This is a genomic window from Actinomadura sp. DC4 (assembly GCF_030406325.1).
Classification (GTDB): domain Bacteria; phylum Actinomycetota; class Actinomycetes; order Streptosporangiales; family Streptosporangiaceae; genus Actinoallomurus.
Genome location: NZ_JAUEQY010000024.1, coordinates 50,815 through 71,890 on the forward strand (window position 1 = coordinate 50,815; position 21,076 = coordinate 71,890).

Here is a 21,076-nt window from a genome sequence, read left to right on the forward strand (position 1 = left end):
CCAGAATCGCGCTCTCCGCGTCCCTGCGCTCTCCGGATTCCGTGCCCCCGACTCCGTACCCCGAGCCCGTACCCGGGCCTCTCACCCGAGCCCGCTACCTCCCAGATCCCGCGTCCCCCGGGCCGCGCCGTTGGAGCTCCAGATCTTCCGGGCCTCCTGTCTCCCGGCCCCGCCCGCCGTAGGTCCGCAGTCGGCTTTATACCCGACGGTACGCAATGCGTGGCAATCTAAACTCTATTTAGGACAATAAGGCATTTGCCAGTCGAAGAATAATAAGCTTTGCTTAGTGTGTGGAGACTGAAGAGGTGCGGGCGACCGCCGGTGCGTTGCGGCAGGGGATGGCTCAGCTCGGCCGCCGTCTGCGTGCCGAGCGCGTCAGTAACGGCCTGAGCCGCAGCCGGCTCAGTCTGCTCAACCTGCTGGCGCTGCACGGGCCGATGACCGCCTCCGCCATGGCGGCGGCCGAGCGTCTGCAGCCGCAGTCGCTCACCCGGCTCCTCTCCCGGCTCGAGGACGACGGGCTGATCGTGCGCAGTCCGGACGACGCGGACCGGCGTCAGGTGCGGATCGACATCACACGCGAGGGGGTGGCCGTGCTCGACGAGGACACGGACAGACGCGAGGCATGGTTGGCGAAGGCGATGGCCGAACGGCTCACAGCGACCGAGTGTGAGGTGCTCCGCCTCGCCGCGGGCCTGATGGAACGGCTCGCGGATGACTGAGCGCGGTGGCACGCCGCGCGACAAGGGCGGCTGGGTCCGCCGGATGCTTCCCTTCGTGCTCATGCAGCGCGGCAGCCTGGTCCGTACGTTCGTGGCGGGCCTGGTCTGGGCGGGCGTCAGCACCACGGTCCCGGTCGTCGAGCGGCACGTCGTCGACGACGTGATCCTCGCCTCCAAAGCCCCGCTCACCCCCTGGCTCTCGCTCCTGTTCGCGCTCGGAGTGGTCGGTTTCGTGGCCGCCCGTACGCGCCGGTTCCACTCCTCCAAGGTCATGCTGGAGGTGAGCTTCGGGCTGCGCGGCGCGATCCACCGCGAACTGCAGCGGCTCGACCTGCAGGCGCACAGCGGGATGGCCACCGGTCAGCTCGTCTCCCGCGCCAACTCCGACATCAGCCTCGTGCTCACGGTGCTGCGCGTCCTGCCGACGCTGAGCAGCAACCTCGTGCTGATGGTCGCCTCGCTCGGCGTGATGTTCTACTTCTCGCCGCTGCTCGCCCTGATCAGCCTGGTCATCCTGCCGATGCTGGTCATCGGGGCGTACCGCATGCGCACCCGTCTCTACCCGGCCACCTGGGACGTCCAGCAGCGCACCGGCGACGTCGCGCAGGTGGTCGACCAGGCGGTGACCGGCGTACGCGTGGTCAAGGGGTTCGGGCAGGAGCGCCGTGAGTTCGAGCGGCTCGCCGGGTCGGCCTCGGACCTGTACGGCTCCAGCATGCGCTCCATCCGGCTGCAGGCGCGCTACCAGCCGCTGCTCGAGTCGATCCCCACGTTCGGGCAGGTCGGTGTGCTCGCCCTGGGGGGCTGGCTCGCCCTGCACGACCGGATCACCGTCGGCACGTTCCTGGCCTTCGCCTCCTACCTCGTCCTGCTCATCAACCCGGCCCGCCTGATCGCGCGGATGCTCAGCGCCGCTCCGCAGGCGCGGGCCGGCGCGGAGCGCATCTTCGAACTGCTCGACACGACGCCCGCGGTGACCGACGCGCCGGACGCCCATGACCTGCCCGAACTGAGGGGCGAGATCTCCTTCGACGCGGTGCGGTTCGGCTTCTGGCGTTCCGAGCCCGTCCTGGACGGCTTCGACCTGCGGATCGCGCCCGGTGAGGTCGTCGCGCTCGTGGGCGCCTCCGGCTCGGGCAAGTCGACCGCCGCCCTGCTGCTCTCGCGCTTCCACGACCCGCAGGAGGGGGCCGTACGGATCGACGGTCACGACGTGCGCGACGTCACCCTCACCTCGCTCCGCTCCCAGATCGGCATGGTCTTCGAAGAGAGCTTCCTGTTCTCCGAGTCCCTGCGCGACAACATCGCGTACGGGCGGCCCGACGCCACCGAAGAGGAGGTCGAGGCGGCGGCGCGGGCGGCGGAGGCGCACGAGTTCATCACCCGGCTGCCCGAGGGCTATGACACCGTCGTCGGCGAGCGCGGCCTCACACTGTCCGGCGGGCAGCGGCAGCGGGTCGCGCTGGCCCGCGCCCTGCTCGCCGACCCGCGCATCCTCGTGCTGGACGACGCCACGAGCGCGGTCGACGCCAAGGTCGAGGAGAGCATCCACGCGACGCTGCGGCGTGTGCTCCACGAGCACACGACACTCCTGGTCGCCCACCGGCGGTCCACGCTGCGGCTCGCCGACCGGATCGCGGTGATGGACGCGGGCCGGGTCGTCGACGACGGCACCCACACCGAGCTGATGGCGCGCTGCCCGCTCTACCGCCGGTTGCTGGCGGGGGAGGACGACGACCTGGAGCCGGTGCCGGAACCGACCCCCGTGGCGGCCCCGCCGGCCGGGCACCGGCCCGGCATGTCCGGCGCGTTCGCCCACGACGACATGCTCGAACGCGTCTCCGCGCTGCCGCCCTCCGACGACGTACCGGACGTCGACATCGCCCGCGAGGCGCAGCCCGCGCCGGACTTCTCGCTCTTGAGGTTCCTGCGGCCGTACCGCGCGCCGCTCGGGCTCGGCCTGCTGCTCGTCGTACTCGAGGCGCTGACCGGCGTCGCCGGGCCGTACCTCTCCCGCGACGGCATCGACGACGGTGTCCTCACCGGCTCTCAGTCCGCGCTGTTCCGAGCGGCCGGGATCTTCCTCGGCGTGGCGGTCGCGGGGCTGATCATCTCCCGTACGGTCACACTCGTGGCCGGGCGCACCGGCGAACGCCTCATGTACGCGCTGCGGATCCGCGTCTGGGCGCAGTTGCAGCGGCTGTCGGTCGACTTCTACGACCGCGAGATGGCCGGGCGCATCATGACGCGGATGACCACCGACGTGAGCGCGTTCTCCTCGCTGCTGCAGGACGGGCTGATCAGCGCGGTCGCGTCGCTGTTCACGTTCGCGGGCGTCGCGGTGGCGATGGCGCTCATGAGCCCGGAGCTGACCGGCGTGACCGCGCTCGTGCTCATCCCGCTGCTGATCGCCACGGTGGTGTTCCGGCGGCTGTCGGCGGAGCCGTACCGCGAGGCGCGCGAACGCATCGCGGTGGTCAACGCGAGCCTGCAGGAGAGCATGGCGGGCGTACGCGAGTCGCAGGCGTTCACGCAGGAGGGCCGCCGGCACACTGAGTTCAAGCGCATCACCCGCGGCTACGTCGACGCCCGGCTGGCCGCGCAGCGGCTGATCTCGCTGTACTTCCCCTTCGTCGACTTCCTGTCCGGCGTCGCGGCCGTGCTCGTCCTGGCGTTCGGCTACCACATGGTGCGCGTCCACTCGCTGACGCCGGGCGAGCTGATCGCCTTCGTGCTCTACGTCAACCTGTTCTTCTCCCCGATCCAGCAGCTCTCGGAGGTCTTCGACGACTGGCAGCAGGCGCGGGTCTCGATGCTGCGCATCAGCGACCTGATGGCCGTGCCGGTGGCCACCCCGGTGCCCGAGACGCCGGTCGACCCCGGCCCGCTGACGGGGTCCGTACGGCTGGAGGGCGTGCGTTTCGGTTACCCCGGCATCGAGGAGGAGGCGCTGGCCGGCGTCGACCTGACGATCGAACCAGGGGAGACCGTGGCGCTCGTCGGGGCGACGGGCGCGGGCAAGTCGAGCCTGGTCAAGCTGCTCGCGCGCTTCTACGACCCGCAGGGCGGCCGGGTCGTCATCGACGGGCACGACCTGCGCGCCCTCGACCTGGACGCCTACCGCCGGCAGCTCGGGTACGTGCCGCAGGAGACGTTCCTGTTCCGCGGCACCGTGCACGACAACATCGCGTACGGCCGGCCGGACGCCCCGGCGGAGGAGGTCGAGGCGGCGGCGCGCGCGGTCGGCGCGCACGACCTCATCATGCGGCTGCCGGGAGGCTACGAGCACGAGATCGCCGAGCGCGGCGCCTCGCTGTCGGCCGGGCAGCGGCAGCTCATCTGCCTGGCCCGCGCCGAGCTCGTGGACCCGGCGATCCTGCTGCTGGACGAGGCCACCGCCAACCTCGACCTGGCCACGGAGGCCCGGGTCACGCGGGCCATGAACAGCGTCGCGTACGGCCGGACGACCGTCCTGATCGCGCATCGCCTGCAGACGGCACGCCACGCCGACCGGATCGTCGTGATGGCGAACGGGCGCGTGGTCGAGGACGGCACCCACGACCAGCTGTTGCGCGATCGAGGTCAGTACGCCTCCCTGTGGCGAGCCGCCTGACGCATAGGCTCGGGGCATGCTGCTGAGCCTGCTGGGTGCGATCGCCGCGGCTGTCTGCTTCGGCGTGGCGAGCGTCCTGCAAGCGGTCGCGGCGCGGGCGACGGCGGTGGGCGAGGGCGTCGACCCGCGGCTGCTCGTACGCCTCCTGGGCCGGCTCCCTTTTCTCCTCGGCACGTGCCTTGACCTGCTCGGTTTCGCCGCGGAGCTCGCCGCGCTGCGGTCGCTGCCGCTGTTCGTGGTCCAGGCCGCCATCGCGGCCAACCTCGCGGTGACCGCGGTCGTCGCCGTACGCGTCCTGCACGCGCGGCTGAGCGCGGCCGAGTGGACCGCCGTCGCGCTGGTCTGCGCGGGACTGGCCCTGCTCGGGCTCTCCGCCGGCCACGAGAGCCCGGCCGACGTCAGCCTGCGGTTCAAGCTCGTGCTCCTCGCGTGCACGGCGGTGGTCGCGGCCGGGGGCGTCCTCGCCGGGCGGCTGCGCGGGCAGGCGCGCTCCGTCGCGCTGGGGCTGGCGGCCGGGCTCGGCTTCGGTTTCGTCGCGGTCGGCTCGCGGGTGCTCAAGAGCTTCGCGCCGCTCGACGTGCTGCGCGATCCGGCGACCTACGTCGTGGCGGGCGGGGGCGTCGTGGCGCTGCTGTTCTTCGCGACCGCGCTGCAGCGCGGCTCGGTGACCACGACGACCGCCGCCGTCGTGGTGGCCGAGACGCTGATGCCGGCCCTGATCGGGATCTTCCTGCTGGGCGACGGCACGCGCCACGGGTACACCTGGGTGGCCGTGGCCGGTTTCGTCACCGCGGTGGCCGGAACGCTCGCGCTGGCCCGGTTCGGCGAGCCGTCCGCGGAGCCGGAGGGCACCGCCGCCGAGTCCGCGACCGAATAATTCGGACGCTCCTCCGGTTACGGTATTACCCGATTACATGGTTGGATCTAATCGGAGGTGACCTATGAAGATCGGACTTCAGATTCCCGACTTCACCTGGCCGAACGGCCCGTCGCAGCTTGGCTCTGACCTTGCTGAGGTGGTCCGCACGGCCGATTCCGCTGGCTTCGACCGCATCGCGGTCATGGACCATGTCTTCCAGATCGGGGCCGTCGGCCCGATCGACCACGACATGCTCGAGGCGTACACCACGCTGGGCTTCATCGCGGCGCACACCTCGCGGGCGAAGCTGCTCACCCTGGTGACCGGCGCGGTCTACCGCAGCCCGGGCCTGCTGGCCAAGATCGTGACCACGCTCGACGTGCTGTCCGGCGGGCGCGCAGAACTCGGCGTCGGCGCGGCCTGGAACGAGGAGGAGTCCCGCGGGCTCGGCCTGTCGTTCCCGCCCGTCGCCGAGCGGTTCGAGCACCTGGAGGAGACGCTGCAGATCTGCCTCCAGATGTGGGGCGACGGCGAAGGGCCGTACGAGGGCGAGCACCACCGGCTGGAGCGCACGCTCAACGTGCCCCAGTCGCTCACCCGCCCGCACCCGCCGATCATGATCGGCGGCGGAGGCGAGAAGAAGACGCTGCGGCTCGTCGCGCGGTACGCCCAGTCGAGCAACCTGTTCCCCGGCCCCGAGGTGGGGCACAAGCTCGACGTCCTGCGCGCCCACTGCGAGGCCGAGGGCCGCGACTACGACGAGATCGAGAAGACCTGCTACTTCGGCTTCGACCCCGGAGAAAAGGGCGAGAAGACGGGCGAGATCGTCGACAGCCTCGGCAAGCTCTCGGAGGCGGGCTTCGACGCCGCCATCGGTTTCGTGGCGAACGTCTCGAAGATCGCCCCGCTGGAGGCGATCGGCAGCGACGTCATCCCCGCGGTGGCCGGTCTCGGCCGATAGGCACGCGGGCCACGGCCTCACAACGTCGCGGCGGCCTGTGCGCATCCCGTGCAGGCCGCCCGGCGATCGCGAACGAGCTCCGCCGGCGTGGCCGAGTCGGCGAAGATGTGCTCATGCGTTTTGCTGGGGTTCCTACGATTTTGACGGCCGTTTCTCTCATCCTGGCCGGTGTGACGGCGTGCGAGAGCGGCGATGCCCCCACACGGAGGAAGGGCGGTCCCGCGTCGACACCGAGCGGGTCGCACGCCGCGGCCGGGTTCCGGCAGCGGGATCTGATGGTGACCGCCGACTGCGTGCTGGGCGGCAGGTTCGGCGCCGTCGAGGTCACCGGGTCGGATCCGCAGACCTGGAAACGGCTCGCCCAGGCCACGTTCGCCCTGCCCCCGTCCGCCGTCTTCTCCGGCACCGACAGCAGCCCGGCGATGACCCCGCTGATCGATCTCTGCCGCCAGCACGCCGGTTCCCAGGACACCGCCTACGACTCCGACCGGCTGGAATGGGTCGTGCCCCGGGTACGGGCTCTGTTCGACCGCGACTTCACCGAGATGGCGGTCGTGCTGCACGGTTCGGGAGGTGACGGGACACGCGTCGGAGTCGTCGACCGCCAGGGCAGGCTGACCGACCTCACCGGCGGAGAGGAGTCCCTGGGCAACACCCCGCGCGAGGAGAATGCCGTCATGGCGCCGGACGGTTCGGCCGTCTGGTTCACCTACACGACGTCCGAGGGAAAGCACCGTATCGGCAGCCGGCCGGTCGGCGGAGGCCACACCCTGACCGACCGAGGGCCGGCCACCGACACGAACCTGCCGCTCGTCCTGGTCGGGGCCCCGCCGCGCGGCCTGCAGGCAGACATGGTGCACGTCTCCCCGGACGGACGTCGCATGGCCGCCTGGGCCCATGGCGTGGATCAGAACCTCTTCGACGTCCCCGCCACGTCCACCGCGCTGACCGCCGGAACCGCCGAGCACGCGCGGGCCGTCGACCACTGCTCCGAGGCGGTGGGCTGGACCGGACCGCAGACCCTGCTGTGCGCCGACGAGGACGCGCATCAGTTCGTCACCGTCGGCGTCGGCACGGGCGCGGCGCCCGGGGCCGCGCTGCTGCCCGCCAACGACAAGGAGAACGAGGGAGAGGTCGTCTCTCCGGATGGCAGACGCTTCATCTTCGACAGCCACCGGCCGGACGACCCCTACGACGGCTTCATGGGCTTTTACATCGGCGGCACGACACCGGGAACGCCTCCCCAGAAGCTGACCGCCGAGGCGCTCAGCAGCCAGACGCTCTTCCTGGAGTGGCGCTAGGCCGACCGGGACTCATAGACCGAGCCGGTGAACGGCACCGCGCCGCCCACGCCGCGTTCGACCTTGGGCGCCAGCCCGGCCGAAACGGCCCACGCGTCGACCAGGCCCGCAGGCCACGGCGCCTGGCCGCCCGCCAGCAGCACGACCGTGCCGCCCGGGGTGATCGCGCGGCCCAGCTCGCGCACCGTGTGCCGAGGGAACGGGAACGTCTGCGGATCCAGGCGGCACACGAGCACGTCCGTGCCCGAGTCCGGGAACGGCAGGTCGATGCCGATGTCGCCCACGACCGGCACGTACGCGGAGCGCTGGCCCGCACGCCGCAACGCCCGGCGGCTCGCGCGGGCCCACCGGCGGCCGGGCACGGTGGCCTCGACCGTCACGCCGTCGGCGACCAGGCGGGCGGCGAGGTCCTGCAGATGCGCGCCGACGAGCTGGACGGTGCCGTTGCCGTTCGCGGCGGCGCCGGCCAGGAGGCTGCCGAGGGCGACTTCGTCGAGCGGGCTGCGCCCGGTCTCGGCCGCGGCCGGGCCGTTCACCGCGCGGTCACGGGCGCGGCGTAGGGGTGGCGGATGAGCACCGGGCCCCTCCTTCAAGAATTTTTACCTGCAACTTGCATACGTAGCCTAATATGCGCCGATCGCGGCTGCTAGATGGGGTATGTCACCATCGTCGGCGTACATACTGATTCTCCGCCTCCCGGCCGGAGTGGCCTTCCTCCACCGTGCGGTGCCGCGCCTTACCATTCGGGCAAAGGGGAACCGCCCGGGGGAGCCGCATGACCACCACGCCGATCGCCGACTACGCACTCGTGTCCGACCGGCACTCGGCCGCCCTGATCGGCCGCGACGGGTCCGCCGACTGGCTGTGCTTCCCGAGGTTCGACAGCCCGGCGGTCTTCGGGCGGCTGCTCGACGAGGACGCCGGCCACTGGTCGATCCGCCCGTCCGGCCCGTACGAGACCTCCCGGCGCTACGTGCCGCGCACGATGGTGCTGGAGACGACCTTCCGCACCCCTACGGGGGTCCTCGTGCTCACCGACACGCTGCTGACCGGCCCGGACGACCGGGACCATCGGCTCGGCGCGGGCGTTCCGCACCTACTCGCGCGCCGGGTCGCCTGCACCGAGGGGGAGGTGCCGGTCGAGGTCGACTACCGGCCCCGGCCCGAGTACGGGCTGGTGGCGCCGATCCTGTCCCGCGTCGACGGCGGGGTGACCGCGCGGGGCGGCGCCGAGTGGCTCGTGCTGACCAGCCCCGTACCCCTGGAGATCGCCGACTCCGTCGCCCGCGCCGCTTTCCCGGTGCGGGCCGGGCGGGCGCTGCACTTCGGGCTGCACCGCAGCACGCTGGAGGAGACCCCGGCCCACGTGTGGGACCAGGAGACGCTGGCCGCCCGGCTGGACGGCACGGTCGACGCGTGGCGATCATGGTCGGCGCTCCACCAGGCGTACGACGGTCCCTGGCGGGAGCTGGTCCACTGCAGCGGCCGGGTGCTGCAGGCGCTGTCGTTCCAGCCGAGCGGGGCGATCGTGGCCGCCGCGACCACCTCGCTGCCCGAGGGCGCCGGCGGCGAGCGCAACTGGGACTACCGCTACACCTGGGTACGCGACGCGTCGCTGACCATGGGCGCGCTCTGGGTCGCCGCCTGCCCCGACGAGGCGAACGACTTCTTCGCCTTCCTCACCACCGCCGCGCCCTCCCTGAGCCGTGACCGCGCGCTGCAGATCATGTTCGGCGTCGGCGGCGAGCACGACCTCAGCGAGCGCACGCTGCCGCACCTGCGCGGCTGGCGCGACAGCCGGCCCGTACGCGTCGGCAACGGCGCGTGGAACCAGCGGCAGATCGACGTCTACGGCGAGCTCCTGGACGCCGCGCTCCGCCTGGAGGACCAGCTCGGCGACCTCGACGAGGACGTACGCCGCTTTCTCATCGCCTGCGCCGACACCGCCGCCGAGCGCTGGACGGAGAAGGACCAGGGCATCTGGGAGGTACGCAGCGACCCGCAGCACTTCCTGTACTCCAAGGTCATGTGCTGGGTGGCCCTCGACCGCGCGATCGCCCTGGCCGCCCGGCTGGACGCCGCCGACCACGTCGCGGCGTGGCGGAGCGTACGGGAGGAGATCCACGACACCGTCCTGCGGGAGGGCTGGAACGAGCGCGCCCGCGCGTTCACGCAGTACTTCGGCTCCGAGGCGCTGGACGCCTCGAACCTCATGCTGCCGATCGTCGGCTTCCTGCCTCCCGACGACCCGCGCATCCTCGCCACGATCGACGCCGTCGCCGAGCGGCTGACCGACGACGCCGGGCTCGTCTACCGCTACCGGACCGAGGACGGCCTGGCGGGCGAGGAGGGCACGTTCCTGCTGTGCACGTTCTGGCTGGCGCAGGCCCTCGCCCTGTCCGGGCAGGTCGACCGGGCGAGAGCGGCCTTCGAACGCGCGGCGGCCTACGCCAACGACCTCGGCCTGCTCGCCGAGGAGGTCGACCCGGAGACCGGCGAACTCCTCGGCAACTTCCCCCAGGCCTTCAGCCACATCGGCCTGGTCAACGCCGCCTGGGCCATCGACCAGGCCCTAACACGCACCGTCGACCGAGAACTCACCTGAGCGGATCGGCCGGCCGCAGGCCTGGCAGTGGACCTCGGCGACGAACACCTCGCCGCAGACCTCGTGGATGAAGTCGACCCGGGGCACCGTGTCCTCGCGGTAGGTGTCGCCCCAGCGTTTGAGGACCAGGATGACCTGCCCGAGGTCCCGGCCTTTCTGGGTGAGTTCGTACCCGGCCATCCGCCCCTTCTCCGGCGAATGCGGCTGCAGGATGCCGGACTCGGTGAGCTTCTGCAGGCGTGCGGACAGCACGTCTCTGGGGGCTCCGACGTCGCGCAGGATGTCGGTGTAGCGCGAGGCGCCGAACGCGACGGCCCGCACGATGTGCAGGGACCACCGGTCATTGATCGCGTCCAGGGCGACCGCCAGCGAGTCACGTCCTGGTTTGGTTTTCAAACCATCTCGTGTACGCTTCGCTTGGTTTGACATTCAAACCAGCTTAGCCGAGGAAGTCCACATGTCATCATCATCCGCTCCGGGTTCCGCCAGGACGGGCCCCGCGGTCACCCGGCACAGAACCTGGATCCCGCTCGTCGTCACCGGGCTCGTGATCGGCGCCGCGTTCATCGCCGTCTATGTCGGGCTCCAGCGAGCACCCGTGCCCCACGGCCTGCCCGTCGCCACGGTCGGCGACCGGCTGACGGCCGCGGCGCGGACGGGGCTGGGCGACTCGGTGGACCTCACCCGGGTCTCCAGCATCGGCGAGGGCGCGGACCTCGTGCGGAACGGCGACGCGGTCGCCGTGGTCGGCGCGACCTCCCCGACCGCGCTGCGGCTCGAGTACGCCGGCGCGAGCGGGTTCAGCGAGAGCGGCGCGGCCCGGCAGCTCGTCGCCGGTCTCGCCGGCAAGGCCGGGTTCACCGTCGGGGAGAGCGACATCGTTCCGCTGGCCGGCCACGACTCACGCGGGCTGTCCGCCTTCTACGTAGTCTTCGGCGTCACGCTCTCCTCATTCGTCCTGGCCCAGGGCCTCACCGGCGCCACCGCGACGGTCCGCCTGCGCCACCGGCTCTACGCGATGGCCGGGTTCGCCGTCGCGATCGGCGTCGTCGCGGCCACGATCGCCGGTCCCGTCTATGGCTCGCTGACGCCGTCGTTCCCGCTCCTGGCCGTGTCGCTCACCCTCCTGTCGGCCGCGAGCGCGTTCGCGACCAAGGCCCTCGGGGCATGGCTCGGACCGGCCGGGATCGCTCTGGCCGTCCTCACTCTCACGACGATCGGCAACGCGACCAGCGGGGCGACGATCGGGTTCGACCTGCTGCCCGGATGGGCCCAGGCGGTCTCCGCGAAGCTGCCTCCCGGCGCGGCCGTACGAGCCATCAACGACTTCGGCTACTTCGGCGGATCGCACGCGGGGGGCTCACTCGCCGTCCTCGCCGTCTGGTTCGCCGCGGGCCTGGGACTGGTGCTGCTCCGGCAGACGGCGACCGCACGCCGTACGCGGGAGAGCGCCACCGAAGCCGAGCCACAGGTCGTGGCCGGATGACCTCAGAGGGAGATCGGATGAACGACCTTGTTCTCATCGCCGGCGCCGGGAGTGTGGGCCGTGCGGTCCTCGGCCGGCTGCGCGAGCGGGACGTGCCGGTACGCGCGATGGTGCGCCGCGACGACGACCGGGCGGCCGCGCTGCGGGCGCTCGGCGCGGAGGTGGTGCTCGGCGACCTGACCAGGCCCGAGACCGTCGCGGCGGCCCTGGAGGGCGTCGGGCGGATGTATTTCGCGATGCCCGTGTCGCCGGACCACCTGCTCGCGGCGACCGTGGTGGCCACCGTGGCACGGGAGTACGGCCGGCTGGAGGCCCTGGTCGGCATGTCGCAGATGACGGTGTCGCAGATGACGGCCACCAGCACTGAGGAGTCGCACCAGCAGCGGCTGCACTGGCTGGCGGAACAGGTGCTGAACTGGTCGGGCCTGCCGGTCGTGCACATCCGGCCGACCTCGTTCCTGGACAATCCCCTGTTCACCTTCATGGCGGCGATGTCGATACGGGACAACGGCACGATCGCGCTGCCCTTCGGCACCGGGCGTACCTCGCCGGTCGCCCTGGAGGACGTCGCCCGGGTGGTCGCCGCCGTGCTCCGCGATCCCGCGCCGCACGTCGGGCAGGTCTATGAGCTCACCGGGCCGCAGGCGGTCGACATGAACGAGATGGCCGAGGACTTCTCCCGGGCGCTGGGGCGCCCGGTGTCCTATGCCGACGTGCCGCTGGACCGGTGGCGGACCGAGGTGCTCGCCAAGGCCGGCCTCCCGCCGCACGTCGAGGAGCACATCGCCACCATGGCCCGGCTGCACCGGCAGAACCGCTACGACCGTACGTCCGACGCCGTCGAGCGCCTCACGGGCGCGCCCGCCCAGACCATCGAGGCGTTCGTGGCCGCTCGCAAGGACTTCTACTTGGGCTGACCGCGGTTGGCGGGATCCGGCCGGAAGCCGCCAAGATGCATACATGCGACATGTGGACGTGGCGGTGGCGGGGCTCGGGCTGTCCGGGGCGGCGACGGCGTGGGCGGCGGTACGGCGCGGGCACGACGTGGCCGCCTTCGAGACGTACGAGGCCGGTCACCGGCGGGGCAGCTCGCACGGGCACTCGCGGATCTTCCGGCGCGCCTACCTCGACCCGTTCTACGTCGAGCTGACCGGCCGCGCCGGCCACCTCTGGGAACGGCTCGCGGCCGAGACCGGCCAGAACCCGCTCGACCGCGTCGGCGGCATCGACCACGGGCCCGGCCGCGGGCCGGAGGACATGACGGTCCTGCTCCGCGAGCACGGGGTCGCCGCCGAACTGCTCGACCGGGAGGAGGCCGCCCGCCGCTTTCCCGGCATCCGCTTCGCCGGACCGGCGACGTACGACCCGGAGGGCGGCGTGCTCGACCCGGAGGCGGCCGTGGCGTCGATGGTCCGCCTCGCCGTCGCGGGCGGCGCGCAGGTCGCGTACGAGACTCCCGTACGCGACATCGAGGAGGACGGGGACGGCGTACGGTTCCGCGCCGGCGACGAGACCTGGCACGCGCGGACTCTCGTCGTCGCGGCCGGGAGCTGGGTCGGCCCGCTGCTCGGCGGGCTCGTGCCGCTGCCGCGGCTGACCGTGACCGAGCAGCCGATCTTCTACTTCGCCCCGTACGAGCCCGGCCCGTGGCCGACGATCGTGCACGGCGCCACCTCGGAGTCACCGGAGATGTACGCGCTGCCGGAGGGCCCGCTCGTCAAGGTCGGCGACCACGTGCACGGCGGTGTCACCACGGCCGACGGCCGCGACTTCGCCGTGCCGGCCGAGGCGCGGTCGCGCGCCGTCGAGTACGTCCGCGAGTGGCTGCCCGGCCTGGATCCGGACCCGCGCTCGGAGACGACGTGCCTGTACACGCGTGCGCCGGGGGAGGACTTCATCCTCGACCGGCAGGGTCCGATCGTCGTGTGCTCGCCGTGTTCGGGACACGGCGCGAAGTTCGCCCCGCTGATCGGCGAACTCGTCACCGACCTGGTCGAGGGCGCGGAGCCGATCGCCCGGTTCGCCCTGACCCCTCCGGCGTGAGCCACGGCTTCCACCGTACGGCTTTGGAAGATCGATTCGTCGGTCACACTGATCCCATGGACAAGGAACAGGTGGCCACATGGATCGCCGGCTACGAGCGGGCTTGGCGCAGCCCTGGCACCGAGACGCTGGCCGAGGTCTTCACGAAGGACGCCACCTACCTGCAGGGCCCGTTCGACGCGCCGCTGGTCGGCCTGCCGGCGATCGCCGAGATGTGGGACGAGGAGCGTACGGGCCCTGACGAGGCCTTCGAGATGAACAGCGAGATCGTCGCGGTCGACGGCGACACGGCGGTGGCACGGGTGGAGGTCACGTACGGCGAACCGGACCACGAGGAGTTCACCGACCTGTGGATCATCCGCTTCGCCGATGACGGCCGCTGCCGCTCCTTCGAGGAATGGTGGTTCTCCCCCGACGGCCCCGCCTGAGCCGGCCGTGACGGAGACGGCGGCCACGGGCTGGACGGCCTGTCGTCGCCGAACGCTTCGGCTAGAGGGCGCTCAGCAGGCGTCCTTCAGGGAGAGGGCGGATCCGGCCGTCGTCGTCTTCTTCCTGGTCGTGGTCGGGGTGGCGGACGGCTGCGTGCTCTTGGCGATGGCGTTGGCCGCCGTACGGCGCATGAGCTGGATCATGGCCGCGTCCGCGGGGCGGTTGGTGTGGAAGCCGGGGATCTTGTCCGGGTCGTAGGAGAGACTGCTGACGTCGGCGCCATGCTTGACGGTGCCGGAGAGCTTTATCAGCGCGGGCAGGAGCTTGGCCGGGATGTTGGTGGAGATGGTGCTCTTGGCGGCGTTGGCGAGCTTCTCGAAATGGGTGACGACCTTCTGCGGGTCGGCCTGGTCGGCGATGGCCTTCATCAGGCACTTCTGCCGGTCCATGCGGCGGAAGTCGTCGTCGGCGTGGCGGGTGCGGCCATACCAGAGGGCGTGCTCGCCGTCCAGGTGCTGCCGGCCCGGCTTGAGGTAGCCCGACGGCGGGATGCCCCGGTCCGGGTCGCCGCCGATCGGGAGCCACTTGCCGTCGGATGACTTCACGTTCACCTGGACTCCGCCCATGGCGTTCACGATGTCCTTGAAACCGGCGAGGTTGACCAGCACGTAGTAGTCCATCTTCAGCCCGGTCAGGTAGCCGATGACGTCCTCGAGCATGTGCGGGCCGCGCTGGCCCGCCGTGTACCCGGGCTCCAGCTCGGGATGCCGCTTCTCGCCCTGGATGTAGAGCTCGTTCAGCAGGCAGGCACTGATCGGGCAGGTGCCGTTCGGCCCGTAGTCGCCCGTGTAGCCGTTGGGCCAGACCGTCCGCATCTTCGGCGGCATCTGGAACTCCCGCAGCGCGCGAGGGAGGCTGAGCAGCACGGTGTTGCCGGTCTTGGTGTCGATGCTGGCGACGGTCATGCTGTCGGTGCGGATGCCCGTACGGTCCTTGCCGCCGTCGCCGCCCAGCAACAGGATGTTGACCCGCGGCTTGTTCTTCCACGGGTTCGAGGCGTTGACCGATGCGCCGGACTTGTCGTCGCCGGGGAAGATGCTGGACAGGGTGTCGCGCAGGACGTACGTCGCGTTCGCCGCGTACACCAGGGGCGTGCAGATCATCAGCGCGAGGAGCACGACGAGGGCGCCCGAGGTGTAACGCATCCCGGACGGCAGGCCCGGCGGGCACGTCACCTGGAACGAGCGGATCACGACCAGCGCCCACACGGCCGCGAGCACCAGGATGCCCGCGATGATGACGTTCAGCCAGAAGCCCTGGACGACGAGCTGCTTGAGTTTTTCCTGGAAGGCCAGTACGGCCGCGGCACCGCCGAGGACTAACGCCGCGAGCAGCCCCATGAGGCCGAAGCCGGTGGCGCGGCGCCCCACCGAGACGTGCGCGATGCCCCAGACCACGGCCGAGGCCGAGGTCAGCCCGAGCGCGCGCCAGAGTCCGGCGACCGGGATCGGCTCACGTCGCCTCGTGGGCGGCCTCCCGTACTGACCAGATGCCATGAAAGCTCCTCTGCCGGCTGCTGGGGCGACGAGCGGGGTGACCTCGACGGCCGTCGTGCTGACAAAGCACAGAAATCAGTCAATTCGACGCAGGCGGGGCGGCTTTTGTTCACGGCGATCCGCGGCCCGGCGCGTCTCGAACCCCTGAAGCGGGAGGATGTCCGTCGTGGACTCTGAGAAGGGTGCCGCCCGTCCCTTCGACGCCGGGGGTCCACTCGCGCGGTTCGCGGGCCGGGTCCTCGTGGTCTGCCCGCGCCGCGGAGGCCGCGCGCTCGTCGTACCCCGGCCCGGACGCGGTGCGCCGGCGAGGTCCTGTGGGGCTACAACGAGGAGCACGTCGACGAGCTCCCGGCCTACGTCGGCGCGCTGCTGCGCGAGCACGGCCCGATGCGCCCGACCGCGTCGATGTTCGCGCGGCTGCCGGCGCGGATGAAGAGCTCCGGCGACCGCGCCGCGGTCCTGGCCGGGCTGGAGAGGCTGCGAGCGCGGGCCCGGTGACGCACGGTTCAGATCAGAGGCCCGGACCTCCGGGCGGGACGACCGGCAGCCCCGGCGGGGGACCGGACTCGATCAGCCGGGTCAGGGCGGCCGTGTCGAGGTGGTGTTCGACCAGGTCGCCGAGGGCGTCGAGCTGCGCCTCCCGCAGCGCCGCGAAGTCGGTGTCGGGGGCGGGCGTGAACTCGGACCCGGCCGTACGGGCGACGTCGGCGAGGAACGCGCGGCGGAAGCCGTCGTTCTCCAGCGCTCCGTGCCACGTCGTCCCCCACACCGCGCCGGAGCGGCAGCCGTCCAGGAACGGTTCGCCGCCCTCGACCGCCGCCACGCCGTGGTGGATCTCGTACGCGTGCACCGTCTCCCCGTACGCCGAGCCCGACGGGCGGCGCAGGGTCTTCGTCGGCGCGAACTCCACCCGTACGGGCAGCAGGCCGAGCCCGGGCACGGCGCCCGCGAGCGACTCGACGTCGTCCAGGATCTCCCGCGCGAGCATCTGGTAGCCGCCGCAGATCCCGAGCACCGGCCGTCCCGCGCGGGCGCGGCGGACGATCGCTTTGGCCAGGCCGCGCTCGTGCAGCCACCCCAGGTCGGCGACGGTGGCGCGCGAGCCGGGCAGGATGACCAGGTCGGCGTCGGCGAGCCCGCCCGGCGTCGTCGTGTACGACACGCTCACGCCGGGCTCGGCGGCCAGGGCGTCGACGTCGGTGAAGTTGGAGATCCGCGGCAGCCGTACGACCACGACGCGCAGCGCCGCCCCGTCGGCGGGCGCCGGCCGGCGGGAGTCGAGCGCGAGGGAGTCCTCGACGTCCAGGCCGAGCCCCTCCAGCCAGGGCAGGACGCCATACACGGGCCGGCCGGTCAGCGCGGTGATCTGGGCCAGCCCGGGGGCGAGCAGCTCGGGCGCGCCACGGAACTTGTTGATCACGAAACCGGCCAGCAGCCGCTGGTCGGCGGGCTCCAGCAGCCCGACCGTGCCGTACAGGGCGGCGAACACCCCGCCCCGGTCGATGTCGCCGACCACGATCACGGGCAGCTCGGCGGCGCGCGCCAGCCCCATGTTCGCCAGGTCGCCGGCCCGCAGGTTGATCTCGGCCGGGCTACCGGCGCCCTCGCAGATCACCACGTCGTACTCCGCGCGCAGCTTGGCCAGGCTCGTCGCCACCACCTCGCGGAGCCGGGCCTTGTGCGCGCCATACCCCATCGCGTCCACCTCGGCGACCGGATGGCCGAGCACGACCACCTGGCTGCGCCGGTCGCTGCCCGGCTTGAGCAGGACGGGGTTCATGTGGGCGGACGGCTCGACGCGGGCGGCGGCGGCCTGCATGACCTGCGCCCGGCCGACCTCGGCCCCGTCGGCGGTGACCATCGAGTTGAGCGACATGTTCTGCGCCTTGAACGGCGCCACGCGTACGCCCTGACGCGCCAGCCACCGGCACAGCCCGGCGGTCAGCACGCTCTTGCCCGCGTCCGAGGTCGTCCCCGCGACCAGCAGCGCGCCGTTCACCGGCGGACCGCGAGGCGCGCGCCGGCGGCGAGAAGAGCCGAGGCGAGGGTCACCGCGCGGGACAGCCGTACGGCGCGGCGGATGTCGCCGGGCTCCGGCGCGCGGCCGTCGCCGAGTTCGGGCCGGTACTCGGTCCGCGTGCCGTACACGTTGACCCCGCCGAGCCGTACGCCGAGCGCGCCGGCGAACGCGGCCTCGCAGCGCCCGGCGTTCGGGCTGGGGTGCCGGGCGCCGTCACGGCGCAGCACGCGGTACGCCGCGCGCGGTGAACCGCCGGCGAGCGGCGCGCACGCGACGGTCAGCAGACCGGTGACCCGTGCGGGGACCCAGTTGGCCACGTCGTCCGTACGCGCGGCGGCCCAGCCGAAGCGCTCGTAGCGGGAACTGCGATGTCCGACCATGGCGTCGAGGGTATTGATCGCGCGGTACGCGGCCAGCCCGGGCGCCCCGAACGCGGCGCCCCAGAGCAGGGGAGCGACGGCGGCGTCGGAGGTGTTCTCGGCGATCGACTCGACGGTGGCGCGGGCGAGTTCCTTCTCATCCAGCGCGGACGGGTCGCGCCCGCACAGGTGCGGCAGCCGCGCGCGGGCGGCCTCGATGTCGCCGGACTCCAGCGACCGGCCCATCGCCAGGCCCTCGCGCGCGAGCGAGGTGCCGCCGAGGACGGCCCAGGTGACGAGGGCCGTACGGCGGCGGGCGGCGACGCCGACCGCGGCGGCGCCGAGCACGCAGAGGCCCGCGAAGACCGCGCCGCGCGTACGGGAGTCGGCGTACAGACGGCGCTCCAGCGCACCCGCCGCACGCCCGAAGGCGGCCACCGGATGCCCCCGCCGCGGATCACCGGCCAGCGCGTCCAGCGCCACCCCCGCCAGCAGCCCCGTTTCGATCATCGGCGCTCGACACGGACGTTGCCGCAGAGCGCGAGCCCGGTAATGGTGATCTTGGGCCCACCGGGTGTGCCGGGGCCTTCGCCGCCGTGGCCGAAACCGCCGATGACACCGGTGCCGCCGACGTGCACCTCGGCGTCCACGGGCACGACGACGGTGATGGTGCTGATGATCGCGGTGGCGTTGATGGTCGTCTCGCCCTCGGCGAACTCGGCGTCGCGCAGGTCGATCTCGCCGCTACCGATCACCGCCAGCCCGCGGAAGGCACGGCCGACGGTCCAGCGGCCGGTACGCCGGAACCCGGCGATGATCCCGGTGCCCTTCGTCGCGGTCGGCGTCGCGGTGACCTGCAGGTCACGGGTGACCACCGCGAGCTCGGCGCCGGTCCCGGCCGCGTAGGCCGCGGCGAGCCGCTCGTCCAGCTCGTCCTTGCCGATCCGGCCCTGCGCGAATGCCGTCCGCAGCACGCCCGCGACCCGCTCACGATCGGCGTCGGAGGAGCGTACGGCCGGTTTCGCCGCCTCGGGGGTTTCGTCCACGGGCCGAGCCTATGTGCGGTCCGCCGCGCAGTCACGGAATCATGGGTCGCCGGACGAGGGAAGGACAGCAGCATGGAACTCACGGCAGAGCCCTGTTCACCGGTCCGGGTCGAGCACGCCGAGGGCCCGTTCTGGTACGGCGACCGGTTCGGCTGGGTGGACATCATGGCCGCTCACCTGTGGGTGGCGGGTTTCGACGGCGTCTCCCTCACCGAACCGCGCTCCTACGACGTCGGCCGTCCGCTGGGCGCCGCGGTCCCGCGTACGGGAGGGGGCTGGACCCTCGCGGCCGGCACCGGGTTCTTCGGCCTGGACGAGGACGGCACGGTGGAGCGGCTGACCGAGGACCTGGCCGACTCGTCGGCGGTCCGGATGAACGACGGCAAGTGCGACCCGGCGGGCCGCTTCTGGGCCGGCACGATGGACTACGACGAGTCACACCCGCGCGGATCCCTGTACGTCTTCGACGGCACGGCCCGTACGGTGCTGGAGGGCGTGACGATCTCCAACGGCCTGGCATGGAGCCCGGACCGCCGCACCATGTACTACATCGACACCCCGACGGGCCGCGTGGACACGTTCACCTACGACGAGGCCGACGGCACGATCAAGGACCGGCGCCCGTTCGTGGAGGTGGAGGGCGGCCACCCGGACGGCATGACACTGGACGACGAGGGCTTCTTGTGGGTGGCGCTGTGGGGCGGCGGAGCGGTACGCCGTTACGACCCGGCCGGCCGGCCCGCGGGGGTGGTCCACCTGCCGGTGACGAACGTGTCGAGCTGCTGCTTCGCCGGCACGACACTGCTGATCACAACGTCACAGCAGGGCCTGTCCGCCGAACGACGAGCGGCCGAACCGGACGCGGGCCGCATCTTCAAGGCCGAGACCGGCGTCAGCGGCCCGCACACGACCCCGTTCGGCTGATCAGCCGCCGTACGGATTCGGCGATGTCCATCTCCGCGTCGTCCCGACCGAAGTACAGATCCGCGAGGTTCACGGCGTCACCCCAAGTGCGTCGACGGTACTTACTGTTGGACGCCTCGCAGGGCGGTTTCGATGACCTCCAGGCCGGCGATGGCCTCGTCCAGGGTCACCGGGGGCGGGGCCTCGCCGCGGAGGGCGGCGGCGACCGCCGGATAGAAGTCCTGGTATCCGCCCGGTTCGGTGCGGTGTGGCCGGGCCTTTCCCGGGGTGCCCAGCATCCCGTACGCCTCCGGCGGCGTCACTCCATAGCCGTGGTCGCCCGGTGCGATGCCGTCGCGCAGCTGCGACTCCTGCCCGTCCAGCCCGTACGTCGTGTACGCCGCCCGGTCCCCCAGAACGCGAAACCGCGGCCCCAGGTCAGCGCTCACCGCGCTCATCCACAGATGCGACCGCACCCCGCCCCCGTGCGTCAGGGCCACGAAAGCGTCGTCCGCCGCCGACGCGTCATCCCGGCGTACGTCGAGTTCCGCGTACACCGACAGTGGCGGGCCGAACAGCGCGAGCGCCTGGTCGATGAGGTGGGAGCCGAGGTCGTACAGCACTCCGCCGGCGGCGGCGGGGTCCGCCGTCTCCTTCCAGCCCGGCTTGATCTGCGGGCGCCAGCGGGTGAAGCGGGACTCGAAGCGCAGTATCCGGCCCAGGGCGCCCTCCGAGGTCAGGCGGGCGACCGTGCGGAAGTCGCCGTCCCAGCGGCGGTTGTGGAACGGGACCACCAGCGGGCCGCCCAGGAGCGACCGCGCCTCGGAAGCCGTCGGCGCCACCGGTTTGTCGATCACGACCGGCACACCCGCGTCCAGGGCGGCGCGGGCCAGCGGCACGTGCCGGGCGTTCGGGGTCGTGATCACGACGAGGTCGTAGCCGCCCGGCCACACCTGTGCGGGGTCGTCCAGGATCGACGCCTGCGGGTAGCGGCCCCGTACGTCCGTCTGCCGGGTGGGGTTCGCCGTCACCACGGCCGCCAGTTCCATCTCCGGTGTCGCGGAGATGAGGGGAGCGTGGAAGACGGCACCTCCGGTGCCATAGCCGATCAACGCTACCCGAATCGTGTCCACAGATGGCCTCATCGAGATCTATTTGATCACGCTGCGGGTC

18 protein-coding genes are annotated in these 21,076 nt (G+C 72.0%); 11 read left to right on the top strand and 7 right to left on the bottom strand.

Annotated elements, in window-relative coordinates:
* Positions 1-290: 290 nt before the first annotated feature.
* The 5 genes from QWU11_RS32705 to QWU11_RS32725 all read left to right on the top strand — a co-directional run bounded on the left by QWU11_RS32705 (position 291) and on the right by QWU11_RS32725 (position 7,456).
* A complete protein-coding gene (locus QWU11_RS32705) occupies positions 291-722 on the top strand; it encodes a MarR family transcriptional regulator (RefSeq protein ID WP_290118343.1) in 432 nt (143 codons plus the stop codon).
* On the top strand, positions 715-4,335 hold the full coding sequence (locus tag QWU11_RS32710; RefSeq protein ID WP_290118344.1) for an ABC transporter ATP-binding protein: 3,621 nt from the start codon (positions 715-717) through the stop codon (positions 4,333-4,335). The genes QWU11_RS32705 and QWU11_RS32710 overlap by 8 nt, the downstream gene beginning before the upstream one ends.
* 16 nt (positions 4,336-4,351) lie before the next feature.
* The gene (locus QWU11_RS32715) at positions 4,352-5,212 is read left to right on the top strand and encodes a hypothetical protein (protein ID WP_290118345.1); all 861 of its coding nucleotides are present in this window, start codon (positions 4,352-4,354) and stop codon (positions 5,210-5,212) included.
* Between the two features lie 64 nt (positions 5,213-5,276).
* Complete coding sequence (locus QWU11_RS32720; RefSeq protein WP_290118346.1) at positions 5,277-6,155, top strand: LLM class F420-dependent oxidoreductase; 879 nt, start codon at positions 5,277-5,279, stop codon at positions 6,153-6,155.
* A 170-nt stretch (positions 6,156-6,325) separates the two neighbouring features.
* Positions 6,326-7,456: a hypothetical protein gene (locus QWU11_RS32725; protein ID WP_290118347.1), complete on the top strand. Its 1,131-nt coding sequence runs from the start codon at positions 6,326-6,328 to the stop codon at positions 7,454-7,456.
* Here the strand turns inward: QWU11_RS32725 and QWU11_RS32730 are convergent.
* Positions 7,453-7,992 carry a methyltransferase domain-containing protein gene (locus QWU11_RS32730; RefSeq protein ID WP_290118348.1) on the bottom strand — a complete coding sequence of 180 codons (540 nt, stop codon included), beginning with the start codon at positions 7,990-7,992 and terminating at the stop codon, positions 7,453-7,455. The genes QWU11_RS32725 and QWU11_RS32730 overlap by 4 nt on opposite strands.
* 239 nt (positions 7,993-8,231) lie before the next feature.
* Between QWU11_RS32730 and QWU11_RS32735 the strand changes: the two genes are divergently transcribed.
* Positions 8,232-10,061, top strand: coding sequence for a glycoside hydrolase family 15 protein (locus QWU11_RS32735; protein ID WP_290118349.1), 1,830 nt, complete (start codon positions 8,232-8,234; stop codon positions 10,059-10,061).
* Here the strand turns inward: QWU11_RS32735 and QWU11_RS32740 are convergent.
* On the bottom strand, positions 10,029-10,457 hold the full coding sequence (locus QWU11_RS32740) for a helix-turn-helix domain-containing protein (protein ID WP_290118350.1): 429 nt from the start codon (positions 10,455-10,457) through the stop codon (positions 10,029-10,031). The genes QWU11_RS32735 and QWU11_RS32740 overlap by 33 nt on opposite strands.
* Before the next feature lie 61 nt (positions 10,458-10,518).
* Here QWU11_RS32740 and QWU11_RS32745 point away from each other — a divergent pair, with 61 nt between their 5' ends.
* From QWU11_RS32745 to QWU11_RS32760, 4 genes are read left to right on the top strand one after another with little or no spacing between them, the layout of a single operon-like run.
* The gene (locus QWU11_RS32745; protein ID WP_290118351.1) at positions 10,519-11,547 is read left to right on the top strand and encodes a hypothetical protein; all 1,029 of its coding nucleotides are present in this window, start codon (positions 10,519-10,521) and stop codon (positions 11,545-11,547) included.
* Between the two features lie 17 nt (positions 11,548-11,564).
* Positions 11,565-12,464, top strand: a complete 900-nt coding sequence (locus tag QWU11_RS32750) for an NAD(P)H-binding protein (RefSeq protein ID WP_290118352.1) — start codon at positions 11,565-11,567, stop codon at positions 12,462-12,464.
* 43 nt (positions 12,465-12,507) lie between these two features.
* Positions 12,508-13,590 carry an FAD-dependent oxidoreductase gene (locus tag QWU11_RS32755; RefSeq protein WP_290118353.1) on the top strand — a complete coding sequence of 361 codons (1,083 nt, stop codon included), beginning with the start codon at positions 12,508-12,510 and terminating at the stop codon, positions 13,588-13,590.
* A 56-nt stretch (positions 13,591-13,646) separates the two neighbouring features.
* The gene (locus QWU11_RS32760) at positions 13,647-14,018 is read left to right on the top strand and encodes a nuclear transport factor 2 family protein (protein ID WP_290118354.1); all 372 of its coding nucleotides are present in this window, start codon (positions 13,647-13,649) and stop codon (positions 14,016-14,018) included.
* Positions 14,019-14,090: 72 nt separating this feature from the next.
* Here the strand turns inward: QWU11_RS32760 and QWU11_RS32765 are convergent, their stop codons facing one another.
* The 4 genes from QWU11_RS32765 to QWU11_RS32780 all read right to left on the bottom strand — a co-directional run bounded on the left by QWU11_RS32765 (position 14,091) and on the right by QWU11_RS32780 (position 19,000).
* Positions 14,091-15,575, bottom strand: a complete 1,485-nt coding sequence (locus tag QWU11_RS32765) for an LCP family protein (protein ID WP_290118355.1) — start codon at positions 15,573-15,575, stop codon at positions 14,091-14,093.
* Positions 15,576-16,086: 511 nt separating this feature from the next.
* Positions 16,087-17,574, bottom strand: coding sequence for a cobyric acid synthase (locus QWU11_RS32770; RefSeq protein ID WP_290118356.1), 1,488 nt, complete (start codon positions 17,572-17,574; stop codon positions 16,087-16,089).
* Positions 17,571-18,464 carry a cobalamin biosynthesis protein gene (locus QWU11_RS32775; RefSeq protein ID WP_290118357.1) on the bottom strand — a complete coding sequence of 298 codons (894 nt, stop codon included), beginning with the start codon at positions 18,462-18,464 and terminating at the stop codon, positions 17,571-17,573. Before QWU11_RS32775 ends, QWU11_RS32770 begins: the two co-directional genes overlap by 4 nt.
* Positions 18,461-19,000 carry a DUF1707 domain-containing protein gene (locus QWU11_RS32780; RefSeq protein ID WP_290118358.1) on the bottom strand — a complete coding sequence of 180 codons (540 nt, stop codon included), beginning with the start codon at positions 18,998-19,000 and terminating at the stop codon, positions 18,461-18,463. The genes QWU11_RS32775 and QWU11_RS32780 overlap by 4 nt, the downstream gene beginning before the upstream one ends.
* A gap of 72 nt (positions 19,001-19,072) precedes the next feature.
* Here QWU11_RS32780 and QWU11_RS32785 point away from each other — a divergent pair, with 72 nt between their 5' ends.
* The gene (locus QWU11_RS32785) at positions 19,073-19,924 is read left to right on the top strand and encodes an SMP-30/gluconolactonase/LRE family protein (RefSeq protein ID WP_290118359.1); all 852 of its coding nucleotides are present in this window, start codon (positions 19,073-19,075) and stop codon (positions 19,922-19,924) included.
* A 101-nt stretch (positions 19,925-20,025) separates the two neighbouring features.
* On the opposite strand, the gene QWU11_RS32790 is transcribed toward QWU11_RS32785, so the two are convergent.
* Positions 20,026-21,015, bottom strand: coding sequence for a Gfo/Idh/MocA family oxidoreductase (locus tag QWU11_RS32790; RefSeq protein ID WP_290118360.1), 990 nt, complete (start codon positions 21,013-21,015; stop codon positions 20,026-20,028).
* Positions 21,016-21,076: the final 61 nt, after the last annotated feature.

Excerpts from the sequence above, each read along its gene's own strand:
- QWU11_RS32735 (WP_290118349.1), top strand. The coding sequence starts at position 8,232 with ATGACCACCACGCCGATCGCCGACTACGCACTCGTGTCCGACCGGCAC.
- QWU11_RS32720 (WP_290118346.1), top strand. The coding sequence starts at position 5,277 with ATGAAGATCGGACTTCAGATTCCCGACTTCACCTGGCCGAACGGCCCG.
- QWU11_RS32755 (WP_290118353.1), top strand. The coding sequence starts at position 12,508 with ATGCGACATGTGGACGTGGCGGTGGCGGGGCTCGGGCTGTCCGGGGCG.
- QWU11_RS32710 (WP_290118344.1), top strand. The coding sequence starts at position 715 with ATGACTGAGCGCGGTGGCACGCCGCGCGACAAGGGCGGCTGGGTCCGC.
- QWU11_RS32715 (WP_290118345.1), top strand. The coding sequence starts at position 4,352 with ATGCTGCTGAGCCTGCTGGGTGCGATCGCCGCGGCTGTCTGCTTCGGC.
- QWU11_RS32760 (WP_290118354.1), top strand. The coding sequence starts at position 13,647 with ATGGACAAGGAACAGGTGGCCACATGGATCGCCGGCTACGAGCGGGCT.
- QWU11_RS32750 (WP_290118352.1), top strand. The coding sequence starts at position 11,565 with ATGAACGACCTTGTTCTCATCGCCGGCGCCGGGAGTGTGGGCCGTGCG.
- QWU11_RS32745 (WP_290118351.1), top strand. The coding sequence starts at position 10,519 with ATGTCATCATCATCCGCTCCGGGTTCCGCCAGGACGGGCCCCGCGGTC.
- QWU11_RS32765 (WP_290118355.1), bottom strand. The coding sequence starts at position 15,575 with ATGGCATCTGGTCAGTACGGGAGGCCGCCCACGAGGCGACGTGAGCCG.
- QWU11_RS32785 (WP_290118359.1), top strand. The coding sequence starts at position 19,073 with ATGGAACTCACGGCAGAGCCCTGTTCACCGGTCCGGGTCGAGCACGCC.
- QWU11_RS32775 (WP_290118357.1), bottom strand. The coding sequence starts at position 18,464 with ATGATCGAAACGGGGCTGCTGGCGGGGGTGGCGCTGGACGCGCTGGCC.